Consider the following 24,098-nt stretch of genomic DNA (forward strand, 5'->3'; position numbering starts at 1 on the left):
AGGATGCATCGCCCCCACCCCTGCCCTCCCCCGCACTGCTTGGGAGGGAGCCGTGGCGTCAGCTGACGACCGGCGCCGGCGGGTCGCCATACGGGTAGAAATCCTCCAGCCGCAGATGCTCGAACGGAAGCGCCTCCAGCCGCGCGGTGCCGAGGAAGGGCTCGTCCGGCTCGACCAGCAGGATGGTCGGCGCGAAGCCGCTGTCGTCGAAGCCGCGGCGGAAATGCGCGCGCGACTTGATGGCGATCACGTCGAAATCCTCGGGCTTCAGCCCAAGGTTCCACAACTCATGCGGCTCGGTGATCTGCACCAGGAAGGGACTGAGGATCAGCACGTTACCCTCCCCGAAGCCGACCTTCACCCAATGGTCGCCGCCACCCATCGCGCGCGGCGTGGTCGGCGTGCCGATGCCGAGCACGGTGCCTACGATGCGCACGGGATCGCCGTCGCTCTCCGCAAGCCGGCCGCCGATCTCCATGTCCACCGGATCGCCCGGCTTCGCGCCTTCCAGCGCCTTCACCGCCGCGGCGTCCGCGATGGTCGCGACCAGCGTGCGCGTCAGTCCGCCATCGATGATCGCCCGCAGCAGCCAGGTCGCGGCGCCGGAGCGGTCGCTGTAGTCGGCCAGCACCACGGGCACGCGCTTCTCCGCCGCCGCCTGCTTCGCCAGCGCCACCCCTTCTTCCATGCGGTGCAGCTTCGTACCGCGGATCAGGTCGGCGCGGCGCCGCCAGGTCCAGTCCGCCATGTCCTGCGCGACCTTGCGCGCCAGCGCGGGATTGCCGTTCGTCGTGACCTGGATGCACATGCCGGCATCGGGCACGTCGCACCAGGGGAAGCCGAAGAAGACGTTCACATAGGTGTCGGGCTCACGCGCCTCCCACACCAGGGCGCGCTGCACCAGGTCCGACCAGGGCGAGGCGCCGGTCCACATCACCACGGTCGGCGCGAGGATCGGCACCTTCACGGTCACCGTCTCCGGCCGGTAGTCGCCACGGATCGCGCGCACCAGCATGCGGGCGGCACGCTCGCCCTGCAGATGCATGTCGTAGTGCGGGAAATACTTCACGCAGAAGGCCATGTCGGCATGGCGCAGGAACTCCGCATCCTCGTTGCCATGAGGGTCGAAGGTCGCGGCAATCGGCGCCTTCGGGCCGAGCACCGCGCGCACGCGCTTCGCCACCTCGGCTTCCGGCCTTGCCACGCCGCGGACGCCGGCTGCGCCGTGCAGCGCGAGGAAGGCGCCGTCGAACGGGCCGAGGCGCTGCAGCTCTGCGATCTGCCGGCCGACGAAGGTCTCGAAGGCGTCGTTGGTGATCCAGCCCGAACCCGTGCCGGTCTTGGGCCAGAGCGGGGATTCGATGCCCACCAGTTCCACGTCCTGCCATTCGCGCGCCACCTGCACGAAGCCGCCCATGTAGCCCTTCGGGTCCGTCGCCAGCAGCGCCTCGCCTGCGGCGGGCGAGCCGGGGTAGCGGAAATCGCCCTCCGTCGTGTCGTTGGGCAGGAAGGTCACCGTCTCGTGGGTGAACTGCAGGACCGCGATGCGCATGGCTTTCCTCTGGCGTGACGCCGCAGCCTAGCCCAGGCGGCGCCCCCCTGGCCAAGCCGGGCCGATGCTGGCAAGTGCGAGGAACGGCACCTGTCAGGATGGTTGTATGAGCGAGGCGCGCCCGGTGCGCATCGCCGTGGATATCGGCGGCACCTTCACGGACCTGCAGATCCTGGATGCGCGGCAGGGCCGCGTCTTCGCGTGGAAGACGCCGACGACGCCGGCCGATCCGTCGGAAGGGCTGCTGACGGGCGTGCGAGAAGCGGCGGAGCGCTTCGGCTTCGCGCTGGCCGATGTCGGCCTGCTGCTGCATGGCACGACCATCGCGACAAACGCCGTGCTCGAGCGCAAGCTGGCGCGTGGTGCGCTGCTGACCACGGCGGGCTTCGAGGACGTGCTGGAGATCACGCGCCACGCGCGGCGCGAGATCTATGCGCTCGCCCCCGATCCCTTCCCCTGCCTGATCCCGCGCGAGCTCCGCTTCGGCGTGCCGGAACGGCTGCGTGCCGATGGCAGCGTGGAACAGGCGCTGGGCGACCTCGCGCCGGTGCTGGACCGCCTACGCGCGGCACAGCCGGAGGCCGTCGCGATCGGCCTGCTGCACGCCTATGCAAACCCGTCGCATGAGCGCGCGCTGCGGGATGCAGTCGCACGCGCCCTGCCCGGCGTGCCCGTCTCCCTCTCCTCCGAGGTCAGCCCGGAAATCCGCGAATACGAACGCCTCTCCACCAGCGTGCTCAACGCGCTGCTGATGCCGGTGGTGAAGCGCTACCTGGACCGGCTGGAAGCGCGCCTCGGCGAGGGCGGCTTCGCGCCACGCATCTTCCTCGTGCAGTCGAATGGCGGCATGTGCAGCCTGCGCCGCGCGGCGGAACAGCCGGCGCGGCTGCTGCTCTCCGGCCCCTCCGGCGGCGCACTGGCGGCCGAGCGCATCGCGCGGCGGCTGGAGCGGCCGAACCTGGTCGCCGTGGACATGGGCGGCACCAGCTTCGACGTCTCCGTGGTGCAGGAGAACCGCATCGGACTGGTGACACAGGGCGAGGTGGACCGGCTGCCGGTGCGCCTGCCGATGGTGGAGATGCGCACCATCGGCGCCGGCGGTGGCTCCATCGCGAGCGTGGATGCCTCCGGCCGGCTGACGGCCGGCCCGCGCAGCGCCGGCGCGCGGCCGGGCCCGGTCTGCTACCGCCGCGGCGGCACGGAGCCGACGGTGACCGATGCGCATGTCGCGCTCGGCCGCATCGACCCGGACTTTTTTCTCGGTGGCGCGATGCAGCTCGATGCCGAGGGAGCACGCACCGCCATCGGCGAGCGCATCGGCGCCCCGCTCGGCCTGACGCAGCCGGACGCCGCCGATGGCATCCTGCGCGTCACCAATGCGCAGCTTGCCGCCGCCGTGCGGCTTTCGCTGTTCGAGAAAGGCCTCGATCCCCGCGACTTCGCGCTGCTGTCCTTCGGCGGGGCGGGCGGGCTGCATGCCGTGGAGGTCGCGGAGGAACTCGGCATGACTGAAGTCGTCTTCCCGCGCGAGCCCGGCACGCTCTCCGCCTATGGCATCCTGTTCTCCGACCTCGCGCAGGACCTCGCGCGGTCGCGTCTGTATCTGGCCAATGACGAGGCGCTGCCGGACATCACGGCCGCGCTCGACGGCCTGCGTGCCGAGGCGCTGCAACGCCTCCAGGAAGATGGCGTGCCGGAAGCGCAGCGCGTGGTGGAGATCGCCGCCGACCTCCGATACCGCGGCCAGGCCTTCGAGCTGCTGGTGCCCTGGCCGGAAGCGCCCGACCTCCCTGCCCTGCTCGCGCGATTCCACGCGCAGCATCGCGCGCGTTTTTCCTACGCTGCGGAAGGCGAGCCCGTGGAGATCGTGACGCTGCGCGCCACCGCGATCGGCCGGCTCGACAAGCCGGAGGAAGCGCCGCCGCCCTGGCCCGACGCCACCGCGCCCACCGGCACGCGGCAGGTATGGAGCGCCGGCGCCGTCGCGGGCTGGCCCGTGTGGCGACGCGAGGCGATGCGCCCCGGCGCGCCGGTGTCGGGCCCCGCCATCATCGAGGAAGCCTTCGCCACCCATGTGCTTCCCGCGGGATGGCAGGCCGAGGCGCATCCCGAAGGCGCCCTGATCGCGCGGAGGACCGCATGATGCTCGGCCCTATCGAGATCGAGGTCATCCGCAACGCGCTGACGGCCGCGGCCGCCGAGATGGACGTCACCATCTGGCGCACCAGCCGCAGCACCATCGTGCGCGAATTGCTGGACTATTCCACCGCCGTCTTCGATGCGGATGGCGACAACCTGGCGCAATCCGCGCGCATCCCGAGCCACCTGAACTCCATGACGCATGCGCTGCGCACGCTGCTGGCGGAGTATGTGAAGCCGGATGCGTGGGAGGAAGGCGACGTCGTCATCTTCAACGACCCCTATTGCGGCGGCCAGCACCTGCCGGACATCCTGGCCTTCCGCCCCGTCTTCCACGAAGGCCGGCGCATCGCCTTCGTCGGCACGCTCTGCCACCACATCGATGTCGGCGGCCTCGCCGCGGGCAGCTATGCCGCGAAGGCGCTGGAGATCTTCCAGGAAGGGCTGCGCATCCCGCCGGTGAAGCTGATCGCGCGCGGCGTGCGCAACGAGGCGGTCTTCGCGATGATCCGGCAGAACGTACGCAAGCCCGACCTGCTGCTCGGCGACCTCGCCTCCCAGCTCGCCAGCCTGGAAGTCGGCGCGGCAGCGATCTCACGGCTGGCACGCCGCTTCGGCGCTGCGGCAGTTGTGGAAGCCGGGCAACGCATCCTGGCGATGAGCGAGGCCGGCATGCGCGCCGCCATCGCCCGCATGCCCGACGGCACCTACGAATTCGAGGATTTCCTCGACGATGACGGCATCGATATGGGCAAGCCGATCCGGCTGCATGTGAGGCTGACCATCGCGGGCGAGGAAGCCGTGGTGGATGTCTCCGGCTGCTCGCCGCAGGTGGCGGGGCCGGTCAACGCGACGCTGGCCAGCACCAACGCCGCCGTGATGTTCGCGCTGATGTGCTGCGCCGATCCTTCGCTGCACATGTCCGCCGGCTGCTACCGCCCGATCCGCGTGATCGCGCCGGAAGGGCTGGTGGTGAATGCCCGCCATCCCGCCCCCGTCGCGCACCGCATCGCGGCGACGCACCGGCTGCTGAACGCGATGATGGGCGCGCTGCACCAGGCGGTGCCGCACATGATCCCGGCCGCCTATTACGGCAACAGCTACGTCACCACCTTCCAGACCGTGGCGGAGAGCGGCGCCCGCGAGGTGCTTGTGGAGATCGAGATCGGCGGCTCCGGCGCGCATCCGTCGAAGGATGGCGTCAACGCCTTCGCCTCCGGCATGCACAACAACGCCAACATCCCCGTCGAGATGATCGAGGCGCAACTGCCGCTGACCGTCCTGCGCTACGCGCTGCGCGAGGGCAGCGGCGGCGCGGGCGCGTACCGCGGCGGGCTCGGCCTGGTGCGCGAATGGCGCGTCGACAGCCCGCGCTGCTTCTTCACCGCCAACATGGACCGCTTCGACCACGCGCCCTATGGGCTCGCCGGCGGCGGGCCCGCGGCGAAGGGCGTGCTGGTCCTGGCGCGCGAGGGCGTGGAGACGCCGATCCCGCCGAAGACCGACAACCTGCCCCTGCGCCAGGGCGACGTGGTGCGGCTGGAGACTTCGGGCGGCGGCGGCTTCGGCGATCCGGCGCGGCGCGGCGGGGATGCGGCCCGGCAGGATCGGCTGCGCCGCTACGTCTGACGACGCGCCGAGAGATCAGCGCGCGCCTTGCTGGGCTGCCGGGTGCAGCGGCGCGATCATGTCGGTGCCCGCGCCCGGGTTCCAGGCCGCGAAGGCGGGCATGATCTCTCGAAGTTCGGCCCGGTTGCTCAGGACCGCGCGAAGAAACGCCGCGACGATCCGTGGGTCCGTCGCGGTGCTCGTCACGAAGTCGGTGCGCATGCCGATGGTCGGCACCGCGGCCGCGGTTCCATAGGCCGCGGCTGCGATGTCGGTGGCGCGGAAATAGGGATGGCGCTCGACGACGCGATCCCGCAACGCGCCGGCGATCGGCACGAGTTGCGTCGAGCAGCCGTCCAGCTGGCGCCGAACCGCGCTCACCGGATGGAACCCGACCGTCAGGGCCGCGTCCAGCCGTCCGCCGCAGAGCGCCGCCGCGATGTCACCCGCCTCGACCAAGCGCACGCGCTCATCGCCCTGCCAGCTGGCGACGCCGGCGATCGCGTCCCAGGTGGCGCGGGTGCCGGAGCCGGCGACCCCCGCATACAACCGCCGCCCGCGCAGATCGGCGACGCCGCCGATGCCGCTGCCAGGCGCCGCGACCAGCGCGACGCGCTCCTCATAAACGGGGAAGACCGAACGCAGCGTGACGAATGGCCGCTGCGCCCATTCGCCAACGCCGTTCAGCGCCTGATGCTGCACATCCGCCTGCACCAGCGCGAAGTCCAGGTCGCCGGTCTGCATCATCTGCAGGTTGTACACCGAGCCATAGGTCGGCTCGGCGGAACAGCGGATGTTCTCGCCGCGCAGTTCGCGGTTCACCACGCGGCAGATCGCCCGCGCGGTCGGATAGTAGCTGCCGCGCATCGGCCCCGTGCCGATGGTCACGACATGCTGTCGCTGCCGCTCCACCGCCTGGGCGGGCAGCGCCCCGAGCGCCAGCACGGACAGGGCGATCGCGAAAAGCCGCCTCATGGCCGCTCGTCCCACCGCATCACGCGCTCATAGGCCAGCGCGAAGGGCACCGAGGATGCGGCCACCTCGCTGCGCAAGGGTCGGTCCTGCACGTAGATCATGAAGATCATCAGTCCGAGGAAGGTGCAGATCAGGCCGGAGATGAACAGGTGCAGCCCGAAGCGCACCTCCAGCAGCAGCAGGAAGATCACGGTGATCCCCGCGCCGATCCACACCGTGACCCACATCACCTCCGGGATCGAGGGATCCACGCCCGCCAGCCGCTGCTGCCGCAGGCTGACCATGGCATTGAAGGTCTCGAGGATGGAGCGGTGCGCGATCTCCTGCGTGACGGTGGCGGGTTCGAAGCCGAGCAGCGTCTCGCGGATTGCCAGCAGGCGGTTCTCGCCGCCCACCGGCACGCGGCCGTCGCGGTAGGCCGGCCATTCACGGTCCACCACGAACAGCGTGTAGTCGCGCACGAGGTGGCGAACCTCGTCGCGCGTCTCCTCCGGATAGGCGAGGGCGGAGCGATAGATCGAGACCAGTTCCGCAGCCTCCCGGCCCGCGAAGCCGCTGATGTCGCGCGCATTGGTGTAGGCCGCGACCGACAGCAGGCCCAGCAGCAGGCCGTAGAACAGCGAGAATCCCGCGCTGGCATAGTTCACGATCTCGTTCAGCCGCGGCTGGTTGCGCAGCCAGAAGCGGAAGAAGGGGCGGATGAAAATCACGCCTACCCAGGCGACGGCCACGAAGAACAGCGAGAATGCGAAGGCCTGCGTCTCGACCGGCATCGTGTCGAGGATCTGGATCAGCCACGGTGGCACGCGGGGAGGCCTCGTTGTGGACGCGCCTCGACCATTCGGCGCGAAGGCGGCATTATTGCGCAGGGCGCCATGCAGCGGTCAATCGGCCGTCTTGGGGGCGTCGCGCGGGGTGCCATGGCCGAATTCCGGATCGTCGAGCGCGAGGGCGTGCATTTCGTCGCGATCAAGCTCGTGGACGATACCGTCCGGGTCGAATCCGGCGCGCTCGCCTTCTATCGCGGCAACATCCGCATGGATGCGCGCCTCCCCACCGTCCGGACCATGGTCAGCGCGACGCTGTCGGAGGAACGGGCGGTGCGGCCCACGCTGACCGGCACCGGGGAGGTCGTGCTCGAAAGCTCCGTCGGCGGCTTCCACATCGTGGAGATGCAAGGCGAGGAATGGATCATCGAGCGCGGCGGCTACTGGGCCTCCGACGACGAGGTGGAGGTGGGTGTCTACCGGGAGCGGGTCATGAACGCCTTCTGGACCGGCGACGGCTTCATCGACTTCCACACGCGGGTGCGCGGCTACGGCAAGCTTGTGCTCACCGCCCGGGGCCCGGCGCATGAGATCCGGCTGGCGGATGGCGAGGTCTATGCGGCGGAGGCGCGCGGCGTGGTCATCGCGCGGACGTCGGAGGTGACCTATCGCGTGCGGCGCCCGGCGCGCGGCATCGTGGGGTCCTGGCTCTCGGGCGAGAGGATGCTCCGGCAATTCACCGGACCTGGGCGCATCGTCGTCGCACCGACGCCCTATTGGGGCGCCTTCATCCTGGAGAAGCTCGGCGCCCGCCCGGAAGCTGCCAATGCGGGCCGTCCTGCCGTGCCTCCGCCGGAAGCCGCTCGCGCAGGCAACGGCTGAGCCGGCAACGTCTGAGCCGGTTCAGGGCCAGGCGGCGCAGGCCTCCCAGCCGATCGTGCGCGCTTCGGCCTCGGCGCCGCCAACCCATTCGGCCACCAGGGGATGCGCCAGCACCGCATCCGCATAGGCCTGCGCCTCGGGCGCCAGCGCGACGGAATAGGTGCGGAAGCGGCTGGCCATCGGGGCCCACATGGCGTCGGCGAAGCAGAATTCCGCGCCGAACAGATAGGGGCCTGCCGCACCCCAGGCCGCACGGGTCTGCCGCCAGCTCTCCTGCACGCGGGCGACCTGCGCTTCCACCCCGGGCCGCCCGAGCAGCTTGGCGTTGGAGGGGATGCCGTTCGCGATGGGCCATCGCTTCACCAGGTTCATCGGCATCGCCCCGCGCAGCTCCGCGAAATGGGCGTGCATCTCGCTCGCCGACATCCGCGCCGCGGTGCGGGCGCGCAGGTCGCCCGGCCAGATGGCGCAGCCCGGCGCCAGCTCCCACAGGTATTCGGCGATGGCGAGCGTGTCCGTCACCAGGAACCCGTCATGGTCCAGCACCGGGATCAGGCCGGTGGGCGAGGCTGCCGCGAGCTTTGCCTTGCTCTCGGGCCGTGACAGATAGAGCGTCTCCGCGACGAAGGGCAGCCCGGACAGGCGGCAGGCAAGCCAGCCCCGCATCGTCCAGGTCGAGGACCACTTCGCCCCGATCACCAAGCGCATCATGCGCGCAAAACCGCTCCCCAACGGCGTTCGCGAGCCGTAACCATGGCCCGTCTGCGCTGCGATGGGCAAGGCCCCGGTTGACGCGGCCGCCGCCGCCCCCGAACCATCCCGCGGAAGTCGGGATCGGGGGTTGCGGTGGCGGATGAGGCAATGGCGCGCGTGCAGCGCGCGGCGGAAGCAGAGGGCGCGGAATCGGTCGCGTTCCTGCGCGCGCTGATCCGCCTGCAGGCACAGGGCGAGGAAGCGGTGCAGGCGCGGCTCGCGGAGGCGTGCGTCGCGGCCGGCTGCCAGGTGGAACGCCGCCGCTACCGCCCGGCCGATATCCGCCTGCGGGACGAATTCGCCGCCGAGGCCGCCATGGCGACCGAGGAGCGGGAGGCGGTGCTGGCCCGCCTGCCCGGCACCGGCGGCGGGCGCAGCGTGATCTTCTTCGCCCACCCGGACGGCGAACCCTTTCAGGCGCAGCATGGCTGGACGCACGACCCCCTGGCCGGGGAGCTGGACCAGGGCCGCATCCATGGCTGGGGCGTGGCGGACGACCTGGCGGGCGTCGCCACCATGGTGGAGGCGGTGCGCGTGTTGAAGGCCGCGGGGTTGCGGCCGAAGGGCGACGTGATCCTGGCCAGCACGCCGTCCAAGCGGCATGCAAGGGGCGTGCATGCACTGCTGCATGGCGGCGTGACGGCCGACGCGGCGGTGTATCTGCACCCCGCCGAATCCGGCATCGGCATGCGGGAGGTGAAGGCGCTGGCTTCCGGCCAGTTGCTGTTCCGCGTGACCGTGCCGGGCCGCCTGCCGGACACGCAGGAGCCCGGCCACGCCGCCTTCGCCCATGTCGCGGTCAATCCTGTGGACAAGGCGATGGTGGTCCTGGCGGCGCTGCGCGCGCTGGATGCGCGGCGCGGCGCACGCGTGCACCATCCGGCGCTGGATGCGGCGATCGGGCGCTCCACCAACCTGCTGGTCGGCGACATCCGCACGCTCGGCGATGGCCGCGCGAGCCGCGTGGCGCCCGCGGTGCAGCTGTCCTGCGCGCTCGCCTTCCCGCCCGGCGAGACGCTGGCCGCGGTGCAGGCAGAGGTCGAGGCCACGCTTGCGGAAGCCGCCAAGGCCGACCCCTTCCTGCGAGAGACGCCGCCGAAGCTGGAATGGCTCTCGGGCGTTACCGGGGCGGAGGTGACGCTGGACCACCCGCTGTGGATCGCCACGGCCGAGGCCGTGACGCGCGGCACCGGTCACGTTCCCGAGATCAACCCGCTGCACACCTCCTCCGACATCCGCAACCCGATGGTGCAGTCGGGGATTCCCTGCGTCGGCCTCGGTCCGCTCTGCGGCGACCTCACCCAGAATGGCGGCCGCGACGAATGGGTGGACGCCGCGGACTACCAGCGGGGGGTCGCGGTGGTCGCCATGCTGATCGCCCACTGGTGCGGAACGACCGCCGCGGATTAGGGTCTAGGGGCGGCGGCAGGCCGCGATCGACACGGGGGCACCATGGAATCACCGATCCCGCTGAAGGAACCCGCCTGGCTGCGCGAGTTCAAGGCGTTCATCATGCGCGGCAACGTGATCGACCTTGCGGTCGGCATCGTGATCGGCGCGGCCTTCACCGCCATTGTCACCAGCCTGGTCGAGGACCTGATCAACTCGATCGTAGGCCTGCTGATCGGCGGCATCGACTTCTCCAACCTGTTCATCGTGCTCAGCGGCGAACGCCGGCCTTCCCTGGAAGCCACGCGCGACGGCGGCGCGGCAGTGCTGGCCATCGGCAGCTTCATCAACGCGATCATCAAGTTCCTGATTGTCGCGATGGCGGTGTTCTGGCTGATCAAGGCCATCTCGAAGCTGCGCACCTCGCTCGACATGCAGGAAGCGTCGAAGGCGCCGCCCGGCCCGACGCCGACCGAGGCGCTGCTCGCCGAGATCCGCGACGAGCTGAAGGCGCGGCCGAAGGTCTGATACCGGCGGGGCTCAGCCGGGTCGCCACTCCGCGCCGTCGTAGTGCTCCGGCACCGCGACGGCGCCGGCGAGGATTTCCGTTCGAAGCGCATCCAGCCGCTCCGCCAGCGCCGGCCCGACGTCCGCAGCGAGCGCGAGCCGCACCGCCTCGGGACGTTCCAGGCCGATGCGGGCGTCGGCGAAGCGCCCGTCCAGGAAGGCTGCGATGGCGCCCTCCATCGCCACGCCGTTGTCCGCCACCGCGGAGGCCAGGAAGACCGGGTCCTCCTGCGTCCAGTCCCGCACATTGCCGATCGCGCGCATGCCACGCGCCTTGCAGGCCGCGATGGCGCCGCTGCGGCCGCCATCGAGCATGGCGAACTGCACCGTGGCGCCCGCTTCGGCCTGCCCGAGCGTCCAGGCCTCGGCCAGCGGAGGGTCGTGCTGGCTGCCGCAGAAGCCGGTGAGCAGCACGGCATCGGGCCGCGCATGGCGAAGCCCGGCGGCGAAGCCGGCGCGGCCGCGCAAGCCGGGCGGCACCTTCTCGCCCGACAGATGCGCGGCGATGGTGCCCGGCATCCACCAGCCCGCCAGCGCGCCCGCGAGGAAGGCCGATTGCTCCTGCAGCACCTCGAAGCAGGCGATGTTGGGGCCGGCGATCCGCCCCTGCGTGACCGCGAAGGCGACGCGCGGAAAGCGCGGCGCCACCTGCGCGACGCCGGCCTCGCCCTGGCCGCCATGCGCGATCACCAGGTCGGCGCGCGCCGCGACCTGCGCCAGCGTGTCCGCGCGCCGCGCCGGCTCCGGCTCCCACACCGTCTCTGCCACCACGCCGCGGGCGGCGGCGCGCGCCAGACCGGCAACGCCGGCCTGGTTGAAGCTGCCCGCGCCGGGCCGGCCGAAGAAGACCGCCGCGACCTTCGGCACCGCGCTCATTGCGCGGTGATGCCGAGCGCCTTCACCGCGCCGCCGACCACGCGCACCTCCTCCGCGACGTAAGCCGCGAAGTCGGGCTGGCTCATCGGCCGTACCGCGATGCCGAGTTCCTCCCAGCGCTGCTTCACCGCGGCCATCGCCAGCGCGGCCTCCACCTCGGCATGCAGCTTCGCGACGATCGGCGCGGGCAGGCCGGTGGGGCCGGACAGGCCGAGCCAGTTCTCCGCGACCAGCCCCGCGAAGCCGGCATCGGCCGTGGTCGGCACTTCCGGCGCCATGGATTGCCGCTGCGGCGAGGTGACGGCGATGGCGCGCAGCCGGCCGGAGCGGATGTTCTCGATGTTCTGCGGCAGCGTGTCGAAGCCGATGGGGATCGCGGCGCCCAGCAGGTCCGCGAGCATCGGCGAGGAACCGCGATAGGGCACGTGCGTCAGCTGCACGCCGGTGCGCGCCATCAACTGCTCGCCGAAGATGTGGTGCACAGACCCGGCGCCCGAGCTGCCATAGGCCGGCGGCGCGGCCTCCGCCTTCGCCCAGGCGATCAGCGCGGCGAGGTCCGTCACGCTCGCCGGCACGCGGCGCGGATTGACCATGATCACCAGCGGCGTCGCGCCGAGATAGGCGATATGCGTGAAGGACCGCACGGGATCGTAGCCGGCATTCGGGTAGATCGGCGGCGAGGTGACGATGGGCGCGGTGTTGGACAGCAGCAGCGTGTAGCCATCCGCCGGCTGCGTGGCGACATGCCCGGCGCCGAGCGTGCCGCCGGCGCCCGGCCGGTTGTCCACCACGACGCGCTGCGGCAGGCGCTGCGACCACAGATCCGACAGCACCCGCGCGACGATGTCGGAAGAACCGCCGGGCGGGAAGGTGACGACGATGCGGACGGTGCGGCTGGGCCAGCCATTCTGCGCAAGCGCCGGCCTGCCTAGGCCAAGGGCGGTTGCTGCCGCAAGAAGGGGCAGATGACGACGGCGCATGCAGAATCTCCTGTCCGATGGCGTACCGCCCGGCAAGGATCGTACCGCTGTCATCTGCCCTGGCCGAGCGCGGCTTGCCGGGGCAGGATGCGCCGCATGAGCAAGGCTGGCGGCATCTCCGTGCATGCGGTGGACGTGGCGCGCGGGCGCGTGGCGGAAGGCCTCGCCCTGCGCATCGACCGGATCGCGCCCGATGGCGCGCGCGTGACCGTCGCGGAAGGCCGCATCGGCCCGGACGGCGCGCTGCATCATCCGGTGACGAAGGGCGAGGGCGTGCAGGAGGGCGAGCACGAGGTGCTGCTGCGCATCGGCGACTTCCACCGCGCGACGGGCAGCGAGGCGCCGGCCTTCCTCGACGTGGTGCCCTTCCGCTTCCGTGTCTTCGACCGCGCGCAGCACTACCACCTGCCGATCAAGTTCACGCCCTACGGCTATTCGCTGTACCGGGGCGCGTGATGCTGCCCAGGGGCGTCATCGAAGGCATGCCGCCGGCCTCGCGCGACCTGGCCGGCTACGGCCCGAACCCGCCACGCATCGCCTGGCCGGACGACGCGCGCCTCGCCCTCTCCTTCGTGGTGAATGTCGAGGAGGGCGCGGAGCTCTCGCTCGCCAGCGGCGACGAACGCAACGAGAGCGTCTACGAGGCGCGCGAGGAGGTCGAGGGCCATCCCGACCCCTGCATGGAAAGCCACTTCGCCTATGGCAGCCGCGCGGGAATCTGGCGGATTCTGTCGCTGTTCGACGCCTTCGGCGCGAAGGCGACGTTTTCCGCCTGCGGCCGCGCGGTGGCGGCGACGCCCGCCCTCGCCGCGGCGCCCGCTGCGCGCGGGCACGAGGTCTCGGCACATGGCTGGCGCTGGGAACGCCATGCCGGCATGGCGGAAGACACCGAACGCGCCGTGATCGCCGCCACCGTGCAGGCCATCGCGGCGGCCTGCGGCGAGCGCCCGGTCGGCTGGCACACCCGCAGCGCATCGTCCGAAAACACGCGGCGGCTGCTGCTGGAGGAAGGCGGCTTCCTCTACGATTCCGACTGCTATGACGACGACATCCCCCGCAGCATCGCGCGCCCCGATGGCGGGCGGCACGTCATCCTGCCCTACGCCTTCGACACCAACGACATGCGCTTCGCCCCCGGCGGCGGCTTCGTCCAGCCCGAGGATTTTTCCCGCTATTGCATCGGCGCGATCGACTGGCTGCTGCGGGAAGGCAGGACGGCGCCGAAGATGCTCTCGATCGGCCTGCATCTCCGCATCATTGGTCGCCCGGCGCGCATGCGCGGCCTCGAGCAGATTCTCGAACACGTCGCACGCACGCCGGGCATCTGGGTGGCGCGCCGGCGCGACATCGCCGCGCATGTGCTCGCGCTGGAGACGCGCTGAATGCGCATCCTCGTCGTCAACAGCAACACGACCGACAGCGTGACGGCGCGCATCGGCGCCGCGGCGCGCGAAGCGGCCTCACCGGGCACCGATATCGAAGCCGTCACCGCGCCCTTCGGCCTGAAGCTGATCGTCAGCCGCGCCGACTGGCTGGTCGCCGGCCCCGCGACGCTCGCGGCCCTGGCCGCGCGCCGCGGCAGCTACGACGCCGCGGTGATCGCCTGCTTCGGCGATCCCGGCCTCGATGCCGCGAAGGAATTGCTGGATGTGCCGGTGCTCGGCATCAGCGAGGCCGCCTTCCACGCCGCCTCCATGCTCGGCCGCCGCTTCGGCGTGGTGAGCTTCACCGCCGCACTGCGCCCGATGTTCGAGGACTGCCTGGCGCATCATGGCCTGGCCGCGCGCTGCGCCGGCTTCCGCATGGGGCCACCCTTCGCCGGCGACCCCGGCACGGTCGCTGAGGACCGCGCCGACCTGATCGCGGAGCTCTGCCGCCAGTCGGTCGAGCAGGATGGCGCGGAGGCAGTGATCCTCGCCGGCGGCCCGCTCGCCGGGCTCGCGCCCCGCCTCGCCCCGCTGGTGCCCGTGCCGCTGGTGGACGGCACCGCCGCCGCGGTGCGCCTGGCGGAGGCGATGGTCGGCCTTGCCCCGCCCGGCGCGCCGCGCACGCGGCGGACGCGCGACCTCACGGGCTTCGCGCCGGAGCTTGCGGCGCTCTACGGCGGCTGACGGCACGTCGCTTGCTTGGCTTTCCCGCCAATCGGGAGAGCCCTTCGCATGAACCGCCGCCATCTTCTGCTCGCCGCCGCCGCCACGCTTGCCGCGCCGCGCCTTGTCCAGGCGCAGGGCGCCTGGCCGAACCGCCCGGTCCGCATCCTCAACCCCTATGCGCCCGGCGGCACCAGCGACCTGATCATCCGCCCGCTGACCGAGCGGCTGGAACGCGCCTTCGGCCGGCCCTTCGTCATCGAGAACAAGCCCGGCGCCGGCGGCTCGCTCGCCACCGGCGAGGCTGCGCGCGCGGCGCCTGACGGCTACACGCTGCTGATCTCCAACACCGGCCCGCTCGCCGTCGCGCCCTCGCTGTTCTCCAACCTGCCCTATGACCCGTCGCGTGCCTTCACCTGGATCACCATGTTCGGCGGCGCGCCGCTGGTCTGCGCGGTGAAGGGCGACAGCCCGATGCGCAGCATCGCCGACTACAAGGACGCCGCCGCCAAGGGCGCGGAGGCGGTCTCCTTCGGCTCCTCGGGCGTTGGCTCGGCGGGGCATCTCACCGGCGTGCTGTGGTCCATGCAGGCCAATGTGAAGCTGCTGCATGTGCCCTTCCGCGGCGCCGCGGATGCGCAGCGCTCGGTGATGTCGGGCGACACGACCTCGCTGTGGGACACGTCCGGCGCCAACGCGGCGGCGATCCGCGCGGGCAGCATCAAGGGCCTCGCCGTCTCCTCGGCCGAGCGCGTCAGCGCGCTGCCGGACGTGCCGACGCTGAAGGAGCAGGGCTTTCCCGAAGCCGTCGCCACCAACTGGTTCCTGCTCGCCGCGCCCGCCGGCCTCGACCCCGCGATCGCCGCGCGGCTCAACACGGAGATCCAGGCCGCGCTGGCCGAGCCCGCGACCAGGGCGCGGCTGGAGAGCATCGGCGTCGTCCCGCTCGGCGACATGGCGCCCGCGCAGATCGGCGGCTTCGTCGCGCAGGAAGCGGCGCGCTGGGGCAACGTCGTCCGCAGCGCCGGCGTGCAGACGAGCTAATCAGACCGGCCGCAGCCCGCACCACGCCGCGATGAATCGCGCGATGGTGCGGGTGCAGAGCTTCAGGTCGGCGATGGAGGTGCGCTCGTCGAAGGCGTGCGCACCCTCGCCCTTCGGGCCGTAGCACAGCGCCGGCATGCCATGGTCGATGCCGTAGTAGCGCGTGTCGTTCACCGCGGTGGAGCGGCGTTCCTGCATCGGCGCGCCATGCACCGCCTGGTGCGCCGCCGCGAGCACGCGCTCGGCTTCCGTTCCCGGTTCCTGCACGAAGCCGTCGGTCTGGAAGCCGGTCCAGATCACCTCGGGCGGGTTGTTGGCCAGGAACAGGTCGGACCGCGCGGCCTCCGCCACCACGCGCTCCACCGCGCGCATCGCGTCCTTCGGGTCGGTGCCGGGCAGATGGCCGATACGACAATCCACCTCGCACCAGGCGGGCGTGGAGGAGGCCCAGTCGCCGCCGCGGATGATCCCCGGATTGAACTTCAGCGGATCGGGGATGTCGCGATACCAGGCATCCTGCTTCGCGGCCTCGTTCAGCGTCCCGACATGCGCCTGCAGCGCCTGGATCAGGTGGAAGGCGGACATGATCGCATTGGTGCCGGATTGCGCGACCGCGACATGCACCGGCACGCCGCGCACGCGCAGGCGGAACCAGATCGTGCCGGTATGCGCGCGGGTGATGGTGTGGCCGGTGGGTTCGGGGATCAGGCAGGCATCGGCGCGATAGCCGCGGAGCAGCGTGGAGAGCGCGCCGTTGCCGGTGCTCTCCTCCTCCGTCACGGTCTGGATGTAGACATCGGCCGCCGGCGCGAAGCCCGCCGCGCGGATCGCATCCATCGCGAAGACCATGCAGGCGACGCCCGCCTTCATGTCATGCGCGCCGCGGCCGTACATCCAGCCGTCGCGGATCACCGCGGCGTAGGGCGGATGCGTCCACATCTCCAACGGCCCTTCCGGCACCACGTCGATATGGCCCTGCAGGATCAGGCTGCGGCCCGTGGGGGCCGGTGCGCGGTGCGCCGCCACCACCTGCACGCTGGCGGCCGGATCGGCCTCCACCATCGGCGCCGCCTTCGGATGCGAGGCCAGCGGCACATCGGCCAGGGTGTAGCGATCCACCGCATAACCGCGCGTCGCCATTTCGCGGGAGAACCAGTCCTGCAGCGGCGCCTCGTTGCCGCGGAGCGAGGGAAATTTCACAAGATCCGCAAGGAAGGCGACCTGCCGTTCGAAGCCCGCCTCCACCGCGGCGGCGATGCGATCAAGCGCGGTGGAATCGGTCATGCTGCGGGCCTTCGCGAAAAGGAAAATTTCACTGAATGAAGGCGCGCGGGTACCGCCCCGGTCAAGGGCGTGTCGGCCGCCTCAAGGGCCTTGCACCCCCGCCACGCTAGCGGTTGATTCTCTCCCGGACGGAATACGCGTGTCGAGGGAAGAGCCAGGATGTCCATCACGCTGTCAGGCCTCGGGTCGCTGCGAACGGTGCTCGAGAACACGGTCAATGCCGGGCCGGTGCCGATCGACACCTCCCTCACCTTTTCCGCGCAATCCGGCGTCGTGCCGATCTTCAGCTTCGCCAGCGCGACGCTGACGGTCTCCGGCCTTCTCGGGCAGGACAGGGTCGGCCTGCAGAACCTCGGCGCCGTCACGGTCGCCGGCGCCGTCGTCAGCTTCAACGGCAGTCCCGTCGGCACGCTGGCGGGCGGCACCGGCGTGAACTTCACCATCGGTTTCGGCACCTTCGGCCCCGTCCTGCTCTCGACCATCGAGCAGGTGGCCGAGGCGCTGGTCTATTCGAACGCCAGCGACAAGCCGACCGAATCGCGCTTCCTGACGCTGACCCTCTCCGCCCCCGGCTTTTCCAACGGCATCGCCGCGCTGGAGGTGAAGGTCACGCCGGAGAACGACGCGCCCGTCATCACCAGTGACAACGGCGGCATCGTGATGGAGGGCATCCCGACATCCAGCGTCGTCTATGTCGCGGAGGCGACCGACCTCGACGGCGACGCGATCACCTGGCGCCTGGGCGGCCCCGACGCGGCGCAGTTCGAGATCGACACCGACGGGCGCGTGCGCTTCGTCGCCTCGCCGGATTTCGAAGCGCCGACCGATGTCCGCGGCGACAACAGCTACAACTTCGACGTCATCGCCTCCGACGGCACGACCAGCGTCTCCCGCGACGTCATGATCGAGGTCATGAACCAGGTCGAGCAGGCCGCGATCCTCGACCTGCCGCCTGAGATCACCTTTGCCGAGCAGGTGGTGAACGCCGAGCCGCAGCAGCTATTGCCCGGCGTCACCTTCCGCCGGGGCGAGGCGCTGGACGGGTTGCAGCTCAGTGTCGCCTACGGGCTGGGTGGCACCTTCTACCTGCTGCTGACCGAGGGAATCCTCCTGGCTGGCAGCGCCGTGTCCTTCGAGGGGATCGAGATCGGCACCCTCGAGCAGGTCGGCGCCAGGCAGGCGATCCTGACCCTCAACGGAGCCGCGACGCCGCAGGCCTTGGAAGCCTTCCTCCGTTCGCTCGCCCTGTCGGTGCCGCGCGACAACCCGCCCGCAACGATCGCCATCGAGCTGGACCTCACAAACTCCGGCGGGCAATCGCAACTCGACGCACCGATCGTGCTGACCGCCACGATCGACCCGCAGAACGACGCGCCCATCCTCCTCGGCGATCCCGCCTTCACCGTGCGGGAGAACGATAGCGACGCGTTCGCAACCTTCGTCGTGGCTGACGTGGACTCCACCAGCTGGAGCTTCACGCTGAGTGGGCCCGACGCCGCGCTGTTCCGGCTCCAGGCCGCGCCCAACGGCGTCGTTTTTCTCGGCAACCGCACGCCGCTCGACTTCGAAGCACCAGCCGATGCCGATGGCGACAACATCTACCAGCTCACCCTCCAGGTCTCCGACGGCGAGTTCACCGACAGCCTGGACGTGACGGTCACCATCGCGAACGAGGTCGAGCGCAGCCTGCTGCTGGAGCTGGACCGGTTCGTCGCACTGAGCGAAAGCCGCGAGCTGCAACGCATCGACACGGCGGTGCGGCTCACCCCGGGCGACCGGCCGGACCTGCTGACGGTGGCGGGGCTGCTGCCGGAGGATTACGTCTCCATCCTGCCGTCCGGCGACGGCGCGGGGCAGATCGGCTTCGACGGCACCACGGTGCGCTACGAAGGCATCGCGATCGGCACGGCGAGCGGCGGCGCGGGCACGCCCTTCGCCGTGCAGTTCAACGCCGCCGCGACGAGCGAGGCCGCGGAGGCGCTGGTCGAGCACCTGGCCTATGCCAACACCTCCGACACGCCCACGGGGACGCGAAAACTGGTGGTGGAACTGGTGGACAGCGCCGGGCAGACGCCGGGCTTGCCGGGCCCGCCGGCCTTCGAGGTGCTCGCCATGCCGGGGCGAGGAGAATCACCGGCTGCTGGCGCGGCGCTCGCAGACCTGGATGGCGACGGCACGCCGGAACTGCTGCTAGGTCGCAGCTCAAGCGCGGGCATAGACACCTACAGGATCCTGCCGGGTCCGTCGCTGCTGCCTCTGACGGGTGACGACGATCCGTTGTCCGACCTCAACGGGCCGCCTGCGCTCCTGCGGCCCCAGCCCGTTCCGGCGCTGGGAGACCTCGACTTCGACGGCGACCTGGACCTGCTGACTGGCTCAGGCGCCCCGGGTGTCGTGGCCTATGCCCAGACGGCCGCCGGCTTCGAGCAATTGACGGGTGCGGCCTATCCATTCGGTGCACTGGGCGCGGGTGTCCCTGCCGGTCTGACCGACCTTGGGTCGCAGGTGCAGATCGCCTTCGGCGACTGGGACGGCGACGGCGACGACGACATCCTCATGGTGGGCAACCAGGAGCACGCGGCCTTCAGGAACACCGGCGTAGGCTGGCTGCGGGTTCCCGCGGACGCGAGCCCCTTCGCCGCCCTGGCCGGCATCGTGGTCGACAGCCTGGGCTTCATGCACCTCGACGGCGACGGCCGTCTGGACCTTGTCGTGCTGCGGGACAACGGCCCGCAGTCGAAAGACTTCCTCGCCTTCCGCAATACCGGCGATGCGTTCGTGTCGATCAGCAGCGATCAGAATCCCTTCGCCGGTGTGATGCTGAGCGTATCAGGCCTGCCGGCCGAGACCCCGGTTCGATTTGCGGTCGGCGACGTGGATGGCGACGGCCGCACGGACCTGATTGCGTTGGGATCCCCGCGAACCTACCTGCTGCGCAACACGCTTCCCCTCGCCGAGATCGAGTTGCGCGTCACGCCCGTGAACGACGCGCCGACCGGCCCGCGCGTGCTGGACCTCGCCCCGCTCGCCGAGGACACGCCGCGCAGCATCACCGCGCAGCAGCTGCTCGCCGGCTGGTCGGACCCGGAAGCCACGCCGCTCGGCGTCTCCGACCTCCAGCTCGTCTTCGGCGGCGGCACGCTGGTTCCGGACGGCAGCGGCGGCTGGCTCTACACGCCAGGCGCCAACGATGCCTCCGGCGCGGTGTTCGGCTACCTGGTGAGCGACGGCGTGAACAGCATCGCCGCCACCGCCCGGCTCGACCTGCTGCCCGCCAACGACGCGCCGACCGGCGGCGTGACCCATCTCTACGACGCTGCCGCGCGGCAGCTCGTCGCGCTCGCGTCGCTTGCCGATGCCGACGGGCTGGGCGCGATCGCCTGGCGCTGGCAGTCCTTCGCCGGCGGCGCCTGGACCGACCTGCCCGGCCAGACGAGCGCGCGCCTCTCGCCCTGGGACCTCGGCGTCGCCGACCTGCGCCTGCGCGCGGTGGCCAGCTACACCGATGGCGGCGGCACGGCGGAGCAGGTGGCGGCGGCCAGCGCCGTGCGCGTCGGCGGCAGCGGCAACACCCGCTTCACCGTGACGGACGCCGCGGAGACGATCCTGGAGGAGCAGGGCGGTGGCAACGACACGGTCGAGACGGCGCTGAAGACCTACACCCTGCCGGCCGAGATCGAGACGCTGATCGGCACCGAGCGCAACGGCCAGAGCCTGACCGGCAACACGCTGGCCAACACCATCATCGGCAACATCGGCAACGACAGCCTGGACGGCGGCGCCGGCAACGACATCCTGAACGGCGGCGCCGGCAACGACGTGCTGACCGGCGGCCCGGGCGTGGACCGGCTGATCGGCGGCGCCAACGACGACACCTATTTCGTCGGCACCGGCGACGTGGTGGTGGAACAGCCCGGCGGCGGCTTCGACACGGTCCATGTCGTGGAGGGCGTGACCCACACCCTGCGCGCGGAGGTGGAGGCGCTGGTGCTGGCCGGCGCCGGCGTGCGCACCGGCAACGGCAATGCCGGCGACAACACCATCCAGGGCAACGCCATCAACAACGTGCTGAGCGGCCTGGACGGCGCCGACACCATCGACGGCGAGGGCGGCAACGACATGCTGCTCGGCGGCAACGGCGCCGACCTGCTGCGCGGCGGCGCGGGCGTGGACGTGCTGATCGGCAATGCCGGCCGCGACACGCTGGTCGGCGGCAGCGAGGCGGACCAGTTCCGCTTCCAGTCCCTGGCCGACAGCACCGTCGCCGCACCCGACCTGGTGCAGGACTTCACCTACACCACGACGGAGCGCGACCGCATCGCGCTGCGCGAGATCGACGCGAACAGCCTCGTGGGCGGCCGTCAGGGCTTCGCCTTCATCGGCGGCAACGAGTTCGCCGGCGTCGCCGGGCAGTTGCGCGTCGAGAGCATCGGCGCCGGCGCCTTCCTCGCGGAGGGCGACGTGGACGGCGACGGCGTGGCGGATTTCGCCATCGAGATCCGCACCGCCGCAACCACGCCGGTCTCGGGCTGGTTCCTGCTGTAGCGGGGCTTGCGGCGCGGCGCGGGTTGGCCATGCTGGCCCGGATGACTGCCCCCGCGCCCTGATGCGCCGACGCTTCCGCGCGATCCTCGCGCTGGCTGCCCCGACCGCGCTGGTGGCGCTGCTGCAGGTGGCGGCGCAGCTGTTCGAGACCTGGCTCGCGGCGCGGCAGGGCACCGCGGCGCTGGCCGGCTGGGCGGTGGTGCTGCCCTTCGCGCTGCTGATGCAGATGATGTCGGCCGGCGCGATGGGGGGCGGGGTCTCGGCGGCCATCGCGCGCGCCCTCGGCGGCAACCGGCGGGACGACGCGGCGGCGCTGGTGCTGCATGCCGCATTGATCGCGCTCGCCGCCGCGCTGCTGTTTGCCATCCCGCTGGCGCTGGCGCCGCGCACGGTGCTGGGCTGGGTCGGGGGCCCCGAGGCGGCGGAAGCCGCGGCGCCCTACGCCATCTGGCTGTTCGGGCTCGGCGCGCTGCCGGCCTGGCTTGCGAATACGCTCGCCTCCGTGCTGCGCGGCGGCGGGCGGCATGCGCTGGCGGCGCGCGTGCTGATGCTGGGCTGGCTGTTCTACCCGCCGCTCGCCTGGCTGCTGGTGGAACCGGCGGGGATGGGCCTGGCGGGCATCGGCGCCGCCTTCGCCGTGGTGTTCTGGATCGCCGCGCTGGCGATGGCGCTCGTCGTGCTGCGGGGTGGCGCCGGCTTCGCGCCGCGGCTGCGCGTCGTGCCCTCCGGCGCGATGTTTCACCGCATCCTCGCCGTGGGGCTGGTGGCCTGCGGGCTGGCGGCCATCGCGAACCTCACCACCATCATGGTCACGGCGCAGTTCGCGCCGCTCGGCCCCGCCGCCGTGGCCGGCTATGGCATCTCCGCTCGCCTCGAGTTCCTGATGATTCCGCTGGTGTTCGGGGTCGGCTCCGCGCTCACCGCCCTGGTCGGGCGCGCCGCCGGCGCGGGTGACTGGGCGGAGGCCCGCGCGCTCGCCTGGACCGGCGGCGGCCTCGCCTTCCTGCTTGCCGGCGCCTGCGGCCTCTTGGTGTGGCTGTTCCCGGCGCATTTCGCGCGCGCCTTCTCGGACGATCCGGCCGTGGTGGCCATCGCTGCCCGCGCGCTCGGCGTGATCGCGCCGGCCTATGCGGCCTTCGGTGCGGGCATGGCGATGTATTTCGCCTGCCAGGGTGCGGGCCGGATGGGCTGGCCCGTCGCCGGCGCCGTCTCCCGCTTCGTGATCGCGGTGTTCGGCGGTGCGCTGCTGGCCGGGCCGCTCGGCCTGGACGGACAGTTCCTGGCGGTGGCGCTCGGCATCACCGCCTATGGCGCGCTGACCGCCTTCTCCGTCCGTCCGAACGTCTGGCGCTGAAGCCGTGCCGGCGCCATGCTGCCGGTCGCGATGGAGGAACGGCCGTGACGGATGACGGCGCGCTGGCGGCGCTGCGCGACACCGCGCGGCGCTTTGCCGAGAACGAGGTGGCGCCCCGCGCCGCCGAGCTGGACGAGACCGAGGCCTTCCCGCGCGACATCTACAAGGCGCTTGCGAAGCTCGGCCTGCTCGGCATCACCGTGCCGGAGGCGATGGGCGGCGCGGAGGCCGGCGTGCTCGCCTATGCCGTGGTGATGGAGGAACTGGCGCGCGGCTATGCCAGCGTCGCGGACCAGGTCGGGCTGGTCGAGCTTCTGGGCACGTTGCTGTCCGAGCACGGCACCGAAGCGCAGCGCGAGGCCTATCTCGCGCCGCTGCTCCGCTACGAACGAAGCTGCGCCTACGCGCTGACCGAGGCCGAGGCCGGCTCCGACCTCGCCAACCTGAAGACGACCGCGCTGCGCGACGGCGAAGGCTGGCGCCTGACCGGCGAGAAGATGTGGATCCACATGGCGCCGCGGGCGGATTTCGCCGCGGTGCTGGCGCGCACCGATCCCGCCGCCGGGCACCGCGGCATGTCCATCTTCCTGGTGGATCTGCGCGGCCCCGGGGTCGAGCGGCTGCGCGCGGAGCACAAGATGGGCCAGCGCGCCTCCCCCGTCGGCGGGCTGCGCTTCGAGGATGTGCGGCTGCCCGCGGGCGCCCTGCTGGGGCCGGAGGGGCGCGGTTTCCACATGATGATGTCGGTGCTGGACAAGGGCCGCATCGGCATCGGCGCGCTGGCGCTGGGCATCCTGCAATCCGCGCTGGAGGAGAGCATTGGCTTCGCGAAGCAGCGCGTGCAGTTCGGCAAGCCGATCGCGGACCAGCAGGCAATCCGCTTCATGATCGCGGACATGGCAAAGGATGCGCATGCCGCGCGGCTGATGGTGCATGACGCCGCGCGCAGGATGGACCGCGGCGAGCGCCCGACGCTGGAAGCCAGCATGGCGAAGTGCTTCGCCTCCGACGCGGCGGTGGCGCGCACCGCGGACGCCGTGCAGATCCATGGCGGCACCGGCTACATCCGCGGCGTGACGGTGGAGCGACTGTATCGCGACGCGAAGATCACGCAGATCTACGAAGGCACCAACCAGATCCAGAGGGTGATCATGGCACGGGAGATTCTTGGGGCATGACAGCTGTCTCTGCTTCCGTCATGCGGCGGCAGCAGGCCGCCGAGGCCGCGAATGCGGCCCGCCGGTCGTCCGGCGAGCCAAGCGCCGGAGGCGCGCCGGCGCCTGAGGGCGACGT

The 24,098-nt window shown here is 71.4% G+C and carries 19 protein-coding genes; 12 read left to right on the plus strand and 7 right to left on the minus strand.

Annotation, left to right across the window (positions count from 1 at the left end):
* Positions 1–58: 58 nt before the first annotated feature.
* On the minus strand, positions 59–1,552 hold the full coding sequence (locus E4T13_RS06640) for a M81 family metallopeptidase (protein WP_137177405.1): 1,494 nt from the start codon (positions 1,550–1,552) through the stop codon (positions 59–61).
* A 106-nt stretch (positions 1,553–1,658) separates the two neighbouring features.
* Between E4T13_RS06640 and E4T13_RS06645 the strand changes: the two genes are divergently transcribed.
* Positions 1,659–3,695 carry a hydantoinase/oxoprolinase family protein gene (locus tag E4T13_RS06645; RefSeq protein ID WP_137177406.1) on the plus strand — a complete coding sequence of 679 codons (2,037 nt, stop codon included), beginning with the start codon at positions 1,659–1,661 and terminating at the stop codon, positions 3,693–3,695.
* Positions 3,692–5,320 (plus strand): hydantoinase B/oxoprolinase family protein, encoded by a 1,629-nt coding sequence (locus E4T13_RS06650; RefSeq protein WP_240791007.1) that lies wholly within the window; start codon positions 3,692–3,694, stop codon positions 5,318–5,320. The genes E4T13_RS06645 and E4T13_RS06650 overlap by 4 nt, the downstream gene beginning before the upstream one ends.
* A 15-nt stretch (positions 5,321–5,335) precedes the next feature.
* On the opposite strand, the gene E4T13_RS06655 is transcribed toward E4T13_RS06650, so the two are convergent.
* Together E4T13_RS06655 and E4T13_RS06660 are read right to left on the minus strand one after the other, a co-directional pair.
* Positions 5,336–6,274 (minus strand): TAXI family TRAP transporter solute-binding subunit, encoded by a 939-nt coding sequence (locus E4T13_RS06655; RefSeq protein ID WP_137177407.1) that lies wholly within the window; start codon positions 6,272–6,274, stop codon positions 5,336–5,338.
* A complete protein-coding gene (locus tag E4T13_RS06660) occupies positions 6,271–7,080 on the minus strand; it encodes a DUF4239 domain-containing protein (protein WP_137177408.1) in 810 nt (269 codons plus the stop codon). Before E4T13_RS06660 ends, E4T13_RS06655 begins: the two co-directional genes overlap by 4 nt.
* A gap of 114 nt (positions 7,081–7,194) precedes the next feature.
* Between E4T13_RS06660 and E4T13_RS06665 the strand changes: the two genes are divergently transcribed.
* Positions 7,195–7,923: an AIM24 family protein gene (locus E4T13_RS06665; RefSeq protein WP_170984839.1), complete on the plus strand. Its 729-nt coding sequence runs from the start codon at positions 7,195–7,197 to the stop codon at positions 7,921–7,923.
* Positions 7,924–7,944: 21 nt separating this feature from the next.
* Here the strand turns inward: E4T13_RS06665 and E4T13_RS06670 are convergent, their stop codons facing one another.
* Entirely contained in the window at positions 7,945–8,634 is a 690-nt protein-coding gene (locus E4T13_RS06670) for a glutathione S-transferase N-terminal domain-containing protein (protein ID WP_137177410.1), read from the minus strand.
* A gap of 135 nt (positions 8,635–8,769) precedes the next feature.
* On the opposite strand from E4T13_RS06670, the gene E4T13_RS06675 reads away from it, so the two are divergent.
* Both E4T13_RS06675 and mscL read left to right on the plus strand, forming a co-directional pair.
* The gene (locus E4T13_RS06675) at positions 8,770–10,086 is read left to right on the plus strand and encodes a M20 family metallopeptidase (protein WP_137177411.1); all 1,317 of its coding nucleotides are present in this window, start codon (positions 8,770–8,772) and stop codon (positions 10,084–10,086) included.
* Positions 10,087–10,128: 42 nt separating this feature from the next.
* Entirely contained in the window at positions 10,129–10,593 is a 465-nt protein-coding gene (gene mscL, locus E4T13_RS06680; RefSeq protein WP_137177412.1) for a large conductance mechanosensitive channel protein MscL, read from the plus strand.
* A gap of 12 nt (positions 10,594–10,605) precedes the next feature.
* Here the strand turns inward: mscL and E4T13_RS06685 are convergent, their stop codons facing one another.
* Together E4T13_RS06685 and E4T13_RS06690 are read right to left on the minus strand one after the other, a co-directional pair.
* A complete protein-coding gene (locus E4T13_RS06685) occupies positions 10,606–11,508 on the minus strand; it encodes a BMP family ABC transporter substrate-binding protein (RefSeq protein ID WP_137177413.1) in 903 nt (300 codons plus the stop codon).
* Positions 11,505–12,488, minus strand: coding sequence for a tripartite tricarboxylate transporter substrate binding protein (locus E4T13_RS06690; RefSeq protein WP_137177414.1), 984 nt, complete (start codon positions 12,486–12,488; stop codon positions 11,505–11,507). The genes E4T13_RS06685 and E4T13_RS06690 overlap by 4 nt, the downstream gene beginning before the upstream one ends.
* A gap of 96 nt (positions 12,489–12,584) precedes the next feature.
* Here E4T13_RS06690 and E4T13_RS06695 point away from each other — a divergent pair, with 96 nt between their 5' ends.
* The 4 genes from E4T13_RS06695 to E4T13_RS06710 are packed head-to-tail and all read left to right on the plus strand — an operon-like array spanning position 12,585 to position 15,622.
* Entirely contained in the window at positions 12,585–12,944 is a 360-nt protein-coding gene (locus E4T13_RS06695) for a hydroxyisourate hydrolase (RefSeq protein ID WP_137177415.1), read from the plus strand.
* Positions 12,944–13,870, plus strand: coding sequence for a polysaccharide deacetylase family protein (locus tag E4T13_RS06700; RefSeq protein ID WP_206030085.1), 927 nt, complete (start codon positions 12,944–12,946; stop codon positions 13,868–13,870). Before E4T13_RS06695 ends, E4T13_RS06700 begins: the two co-directional genes overlap by 1 nt.
* A complete protein-coding gene (locus E4T13_RS06705) occupies positions 13,871–14,599 on the plus strand; it encodes an aspartate/glutamate racemase family protein (protein ID WP_137177416.1) in 729 nt (242 codons plus the stop codon).
* Positions 14,600–14,647: 48 nt separating this feature from the next.
* Positions 14,648–15,622 (plus strand): tripartite tricarboxylate transporter substrate binding protein, encoded by a 975-nt coding sequence (locus E4T13_RS06710; protein ID WP_137177417.1) that lies wholly within the window; start codon positions 14,648–14,650, stop codon positions 15,620–15,622.
* Here the strand turns inward: E4T13_RS06710 and E4T13_RS06715 are convergent, their stop codons facing one another.
* On the minus strand, positions 15,623–16,906 hold the full coding sequence (locus tag E4T13_RS06715) for an ArgE/DapE family deacylase (protein ID WP_137177418.1): 1,284 nt from the start codon (positions 16,904–16,906) through the stop codon (positions 15,623–15,625).
* A 159-nt stretch (positions 16,907–17,065) separates the two neighbouring features.
* On the opposite strand from E4T13_RS06715, the gene E4T13_RS06720 reads away from it, so the two are divergent.
* The 3 genes from E4T13_RS06720 to E4T13_RS06730 all read left to right on the plus strand — a co-directional run bounded on the left by E4T13_RS06720 (position 17,066) and on the right by E4T13_RS06730 (position 23,983).
* Complete coding sequence (locus E4T13_RS06720) at positions 17,066–21,451, plus strand: cadherin-like domain-containing protein (RefSeq protein ID WP_137177419.1); 4,386 nt, start codon at positions 17,066–17,068, stop codon at positions 21,449–21,451.
* A 61-nt stretch (positions 21,452–21,512) separates the two neighbouring features.
* A complete protein-coding gene (locus E4T13_RS06725; protein ID WP_137177420.1) occupies positions 21,513–22,805 on the plus strand; it encodes an MATE family efflux transporter in 1,293 nt (430 codons plus the stop codon).
* A 44-nt stretch (positions 22,806–22,849) separates the two neighbouring features.
* Positions 22,850–23,983 (plus strand): acyl-CoA dehydrogenase family protein, encoded by a 1,134-nt coding sequence (locus E4T13_RS06730; RefSeq protein WP_137177421.1) that lies wholly within the window; start codon positions 22,850–22,852, stop codon positions 23,981–23,983.
* Positions 23,984–24,098 lie beyond the last annotated feature (115 nt).

It is taken from the genome of Roseomonas sp. AR75 (genome assembly GCF_005222815.1).
Taxonomy (GTDB): Bacteria; Pseudomonadota; Alphaproteobacteria; order Acetobacterales; family Acetobacteraceae; genus Falsiroseomonas.

Coding starts and splice junctions, on each gene's coding strand:
- E4T13_RS06640 (WP_137177405.1), bottom strand. CDS start 1,552: ATGCGCATCGCGGTCCTGCAGTTCACCCACGAGACGGTGACCTTCCTG.
- E4T13_RS06645 (WP_137177406.1), top strand. CDS start 1,659: ATGAGCGAGGCGCGCCCGGTGCGCATCGCCGTGGATATCGGCGGCACC.
- E4T13_RS06650 (WP_240791007.1), top strand. CDS start 3,692: ATGATGCTCGGCCCTATCGAGATCGAGGTCATCCGCAACGCGCTGACG.
- E4T13_RS06655 (WP_137177407.1), bottom strand. CDS start 6,274: ATGAGGCGGCTTTTCGCGATCGCCCTGTCCGTGCTGGCGCTCGGGGCG.
- E4T13_RS06665 (WP_170984839.1), top strand. CDS start 7,195: ATGGCCGAATTCCGGATCGTCGAGCGCGAGGGCGTGCATTTCGTCGCG.
- E4T13_RS06670 (WP_137177410.1), bottom strand. CDS start 8,634: ATGATGCGCTTGGTGATCGGGGCGAAGTGGTCCTCGACCTGGACGATG.
- mscL (WP_137177412.1), top strand. CDS start 10,129: ATGGAATCACCGATCCCGCTGAAGGAACCCGCCTGGCTGCGCGAGTTC.
- E4T13_RS06685 (WP_137177413.1), bottom strand. CDS start 11,508: ATGAGCGCGGTGCCGAAGGTCGCGGCGGTCTTCTTCGGCCGGCCCGGC.
- E4T13_RS06690 (WP_137177414.1), bottom strand. CDS start 12,488: ATGCGCCGTCGTCATCTGCCCCTTCTTGCGGCAGCAACCGCCCTTGGC.
- E4T13_RS06695 (WP_137177415.1), top strand. CDS start 12,585: ATGAGCAAGGCTGGCGGCATCTCCGTGCATGCGGTGGACGTGGCGCGC.
- E4T13_RS06700 (WP_206030085.1), top strand. CDS start 12,944: ATGCTGCCCAGGGGCGTCATCGAAGGCATGCCGCCGGCCTCGCGCGAC.
- E4T13_RS06705 (WP_137177416.1), top strand. CDS start 13,871: ATGCGCATCCTCGTCGTCAACAGCAACACGACCGACAGCGTGACGGCG.
- E4T13_RS06710 (WP_137177417.1), top strand. CDS start 14,648: ATGAACCGCCGCCATCTTCTGCTCGCCGCCGCCGCCACGCTTGCCGCG.
- E4T13_RS06715 (WP_137177418.1), bottom strand. CDS start 16,906: ATGACCGATTCCACCGCGCTTGATCGCATCGCCGCCGCGGTGGAGGCG.
- E4T13_RS06720 (WP_137177419.1), top strand. CDS start 17,066: ATGTCCATCACGCTGTCAGGCCTCGGGTCGCTGCGAACGGTGCTCGAG.
- E4T13_RS06725 (WP_137177420.1), top strand. CDS start 21,513: ATGCGCCGACGCTTCCGCGCGATCCTCGCGCTGGCTGCCCCGACCGCG.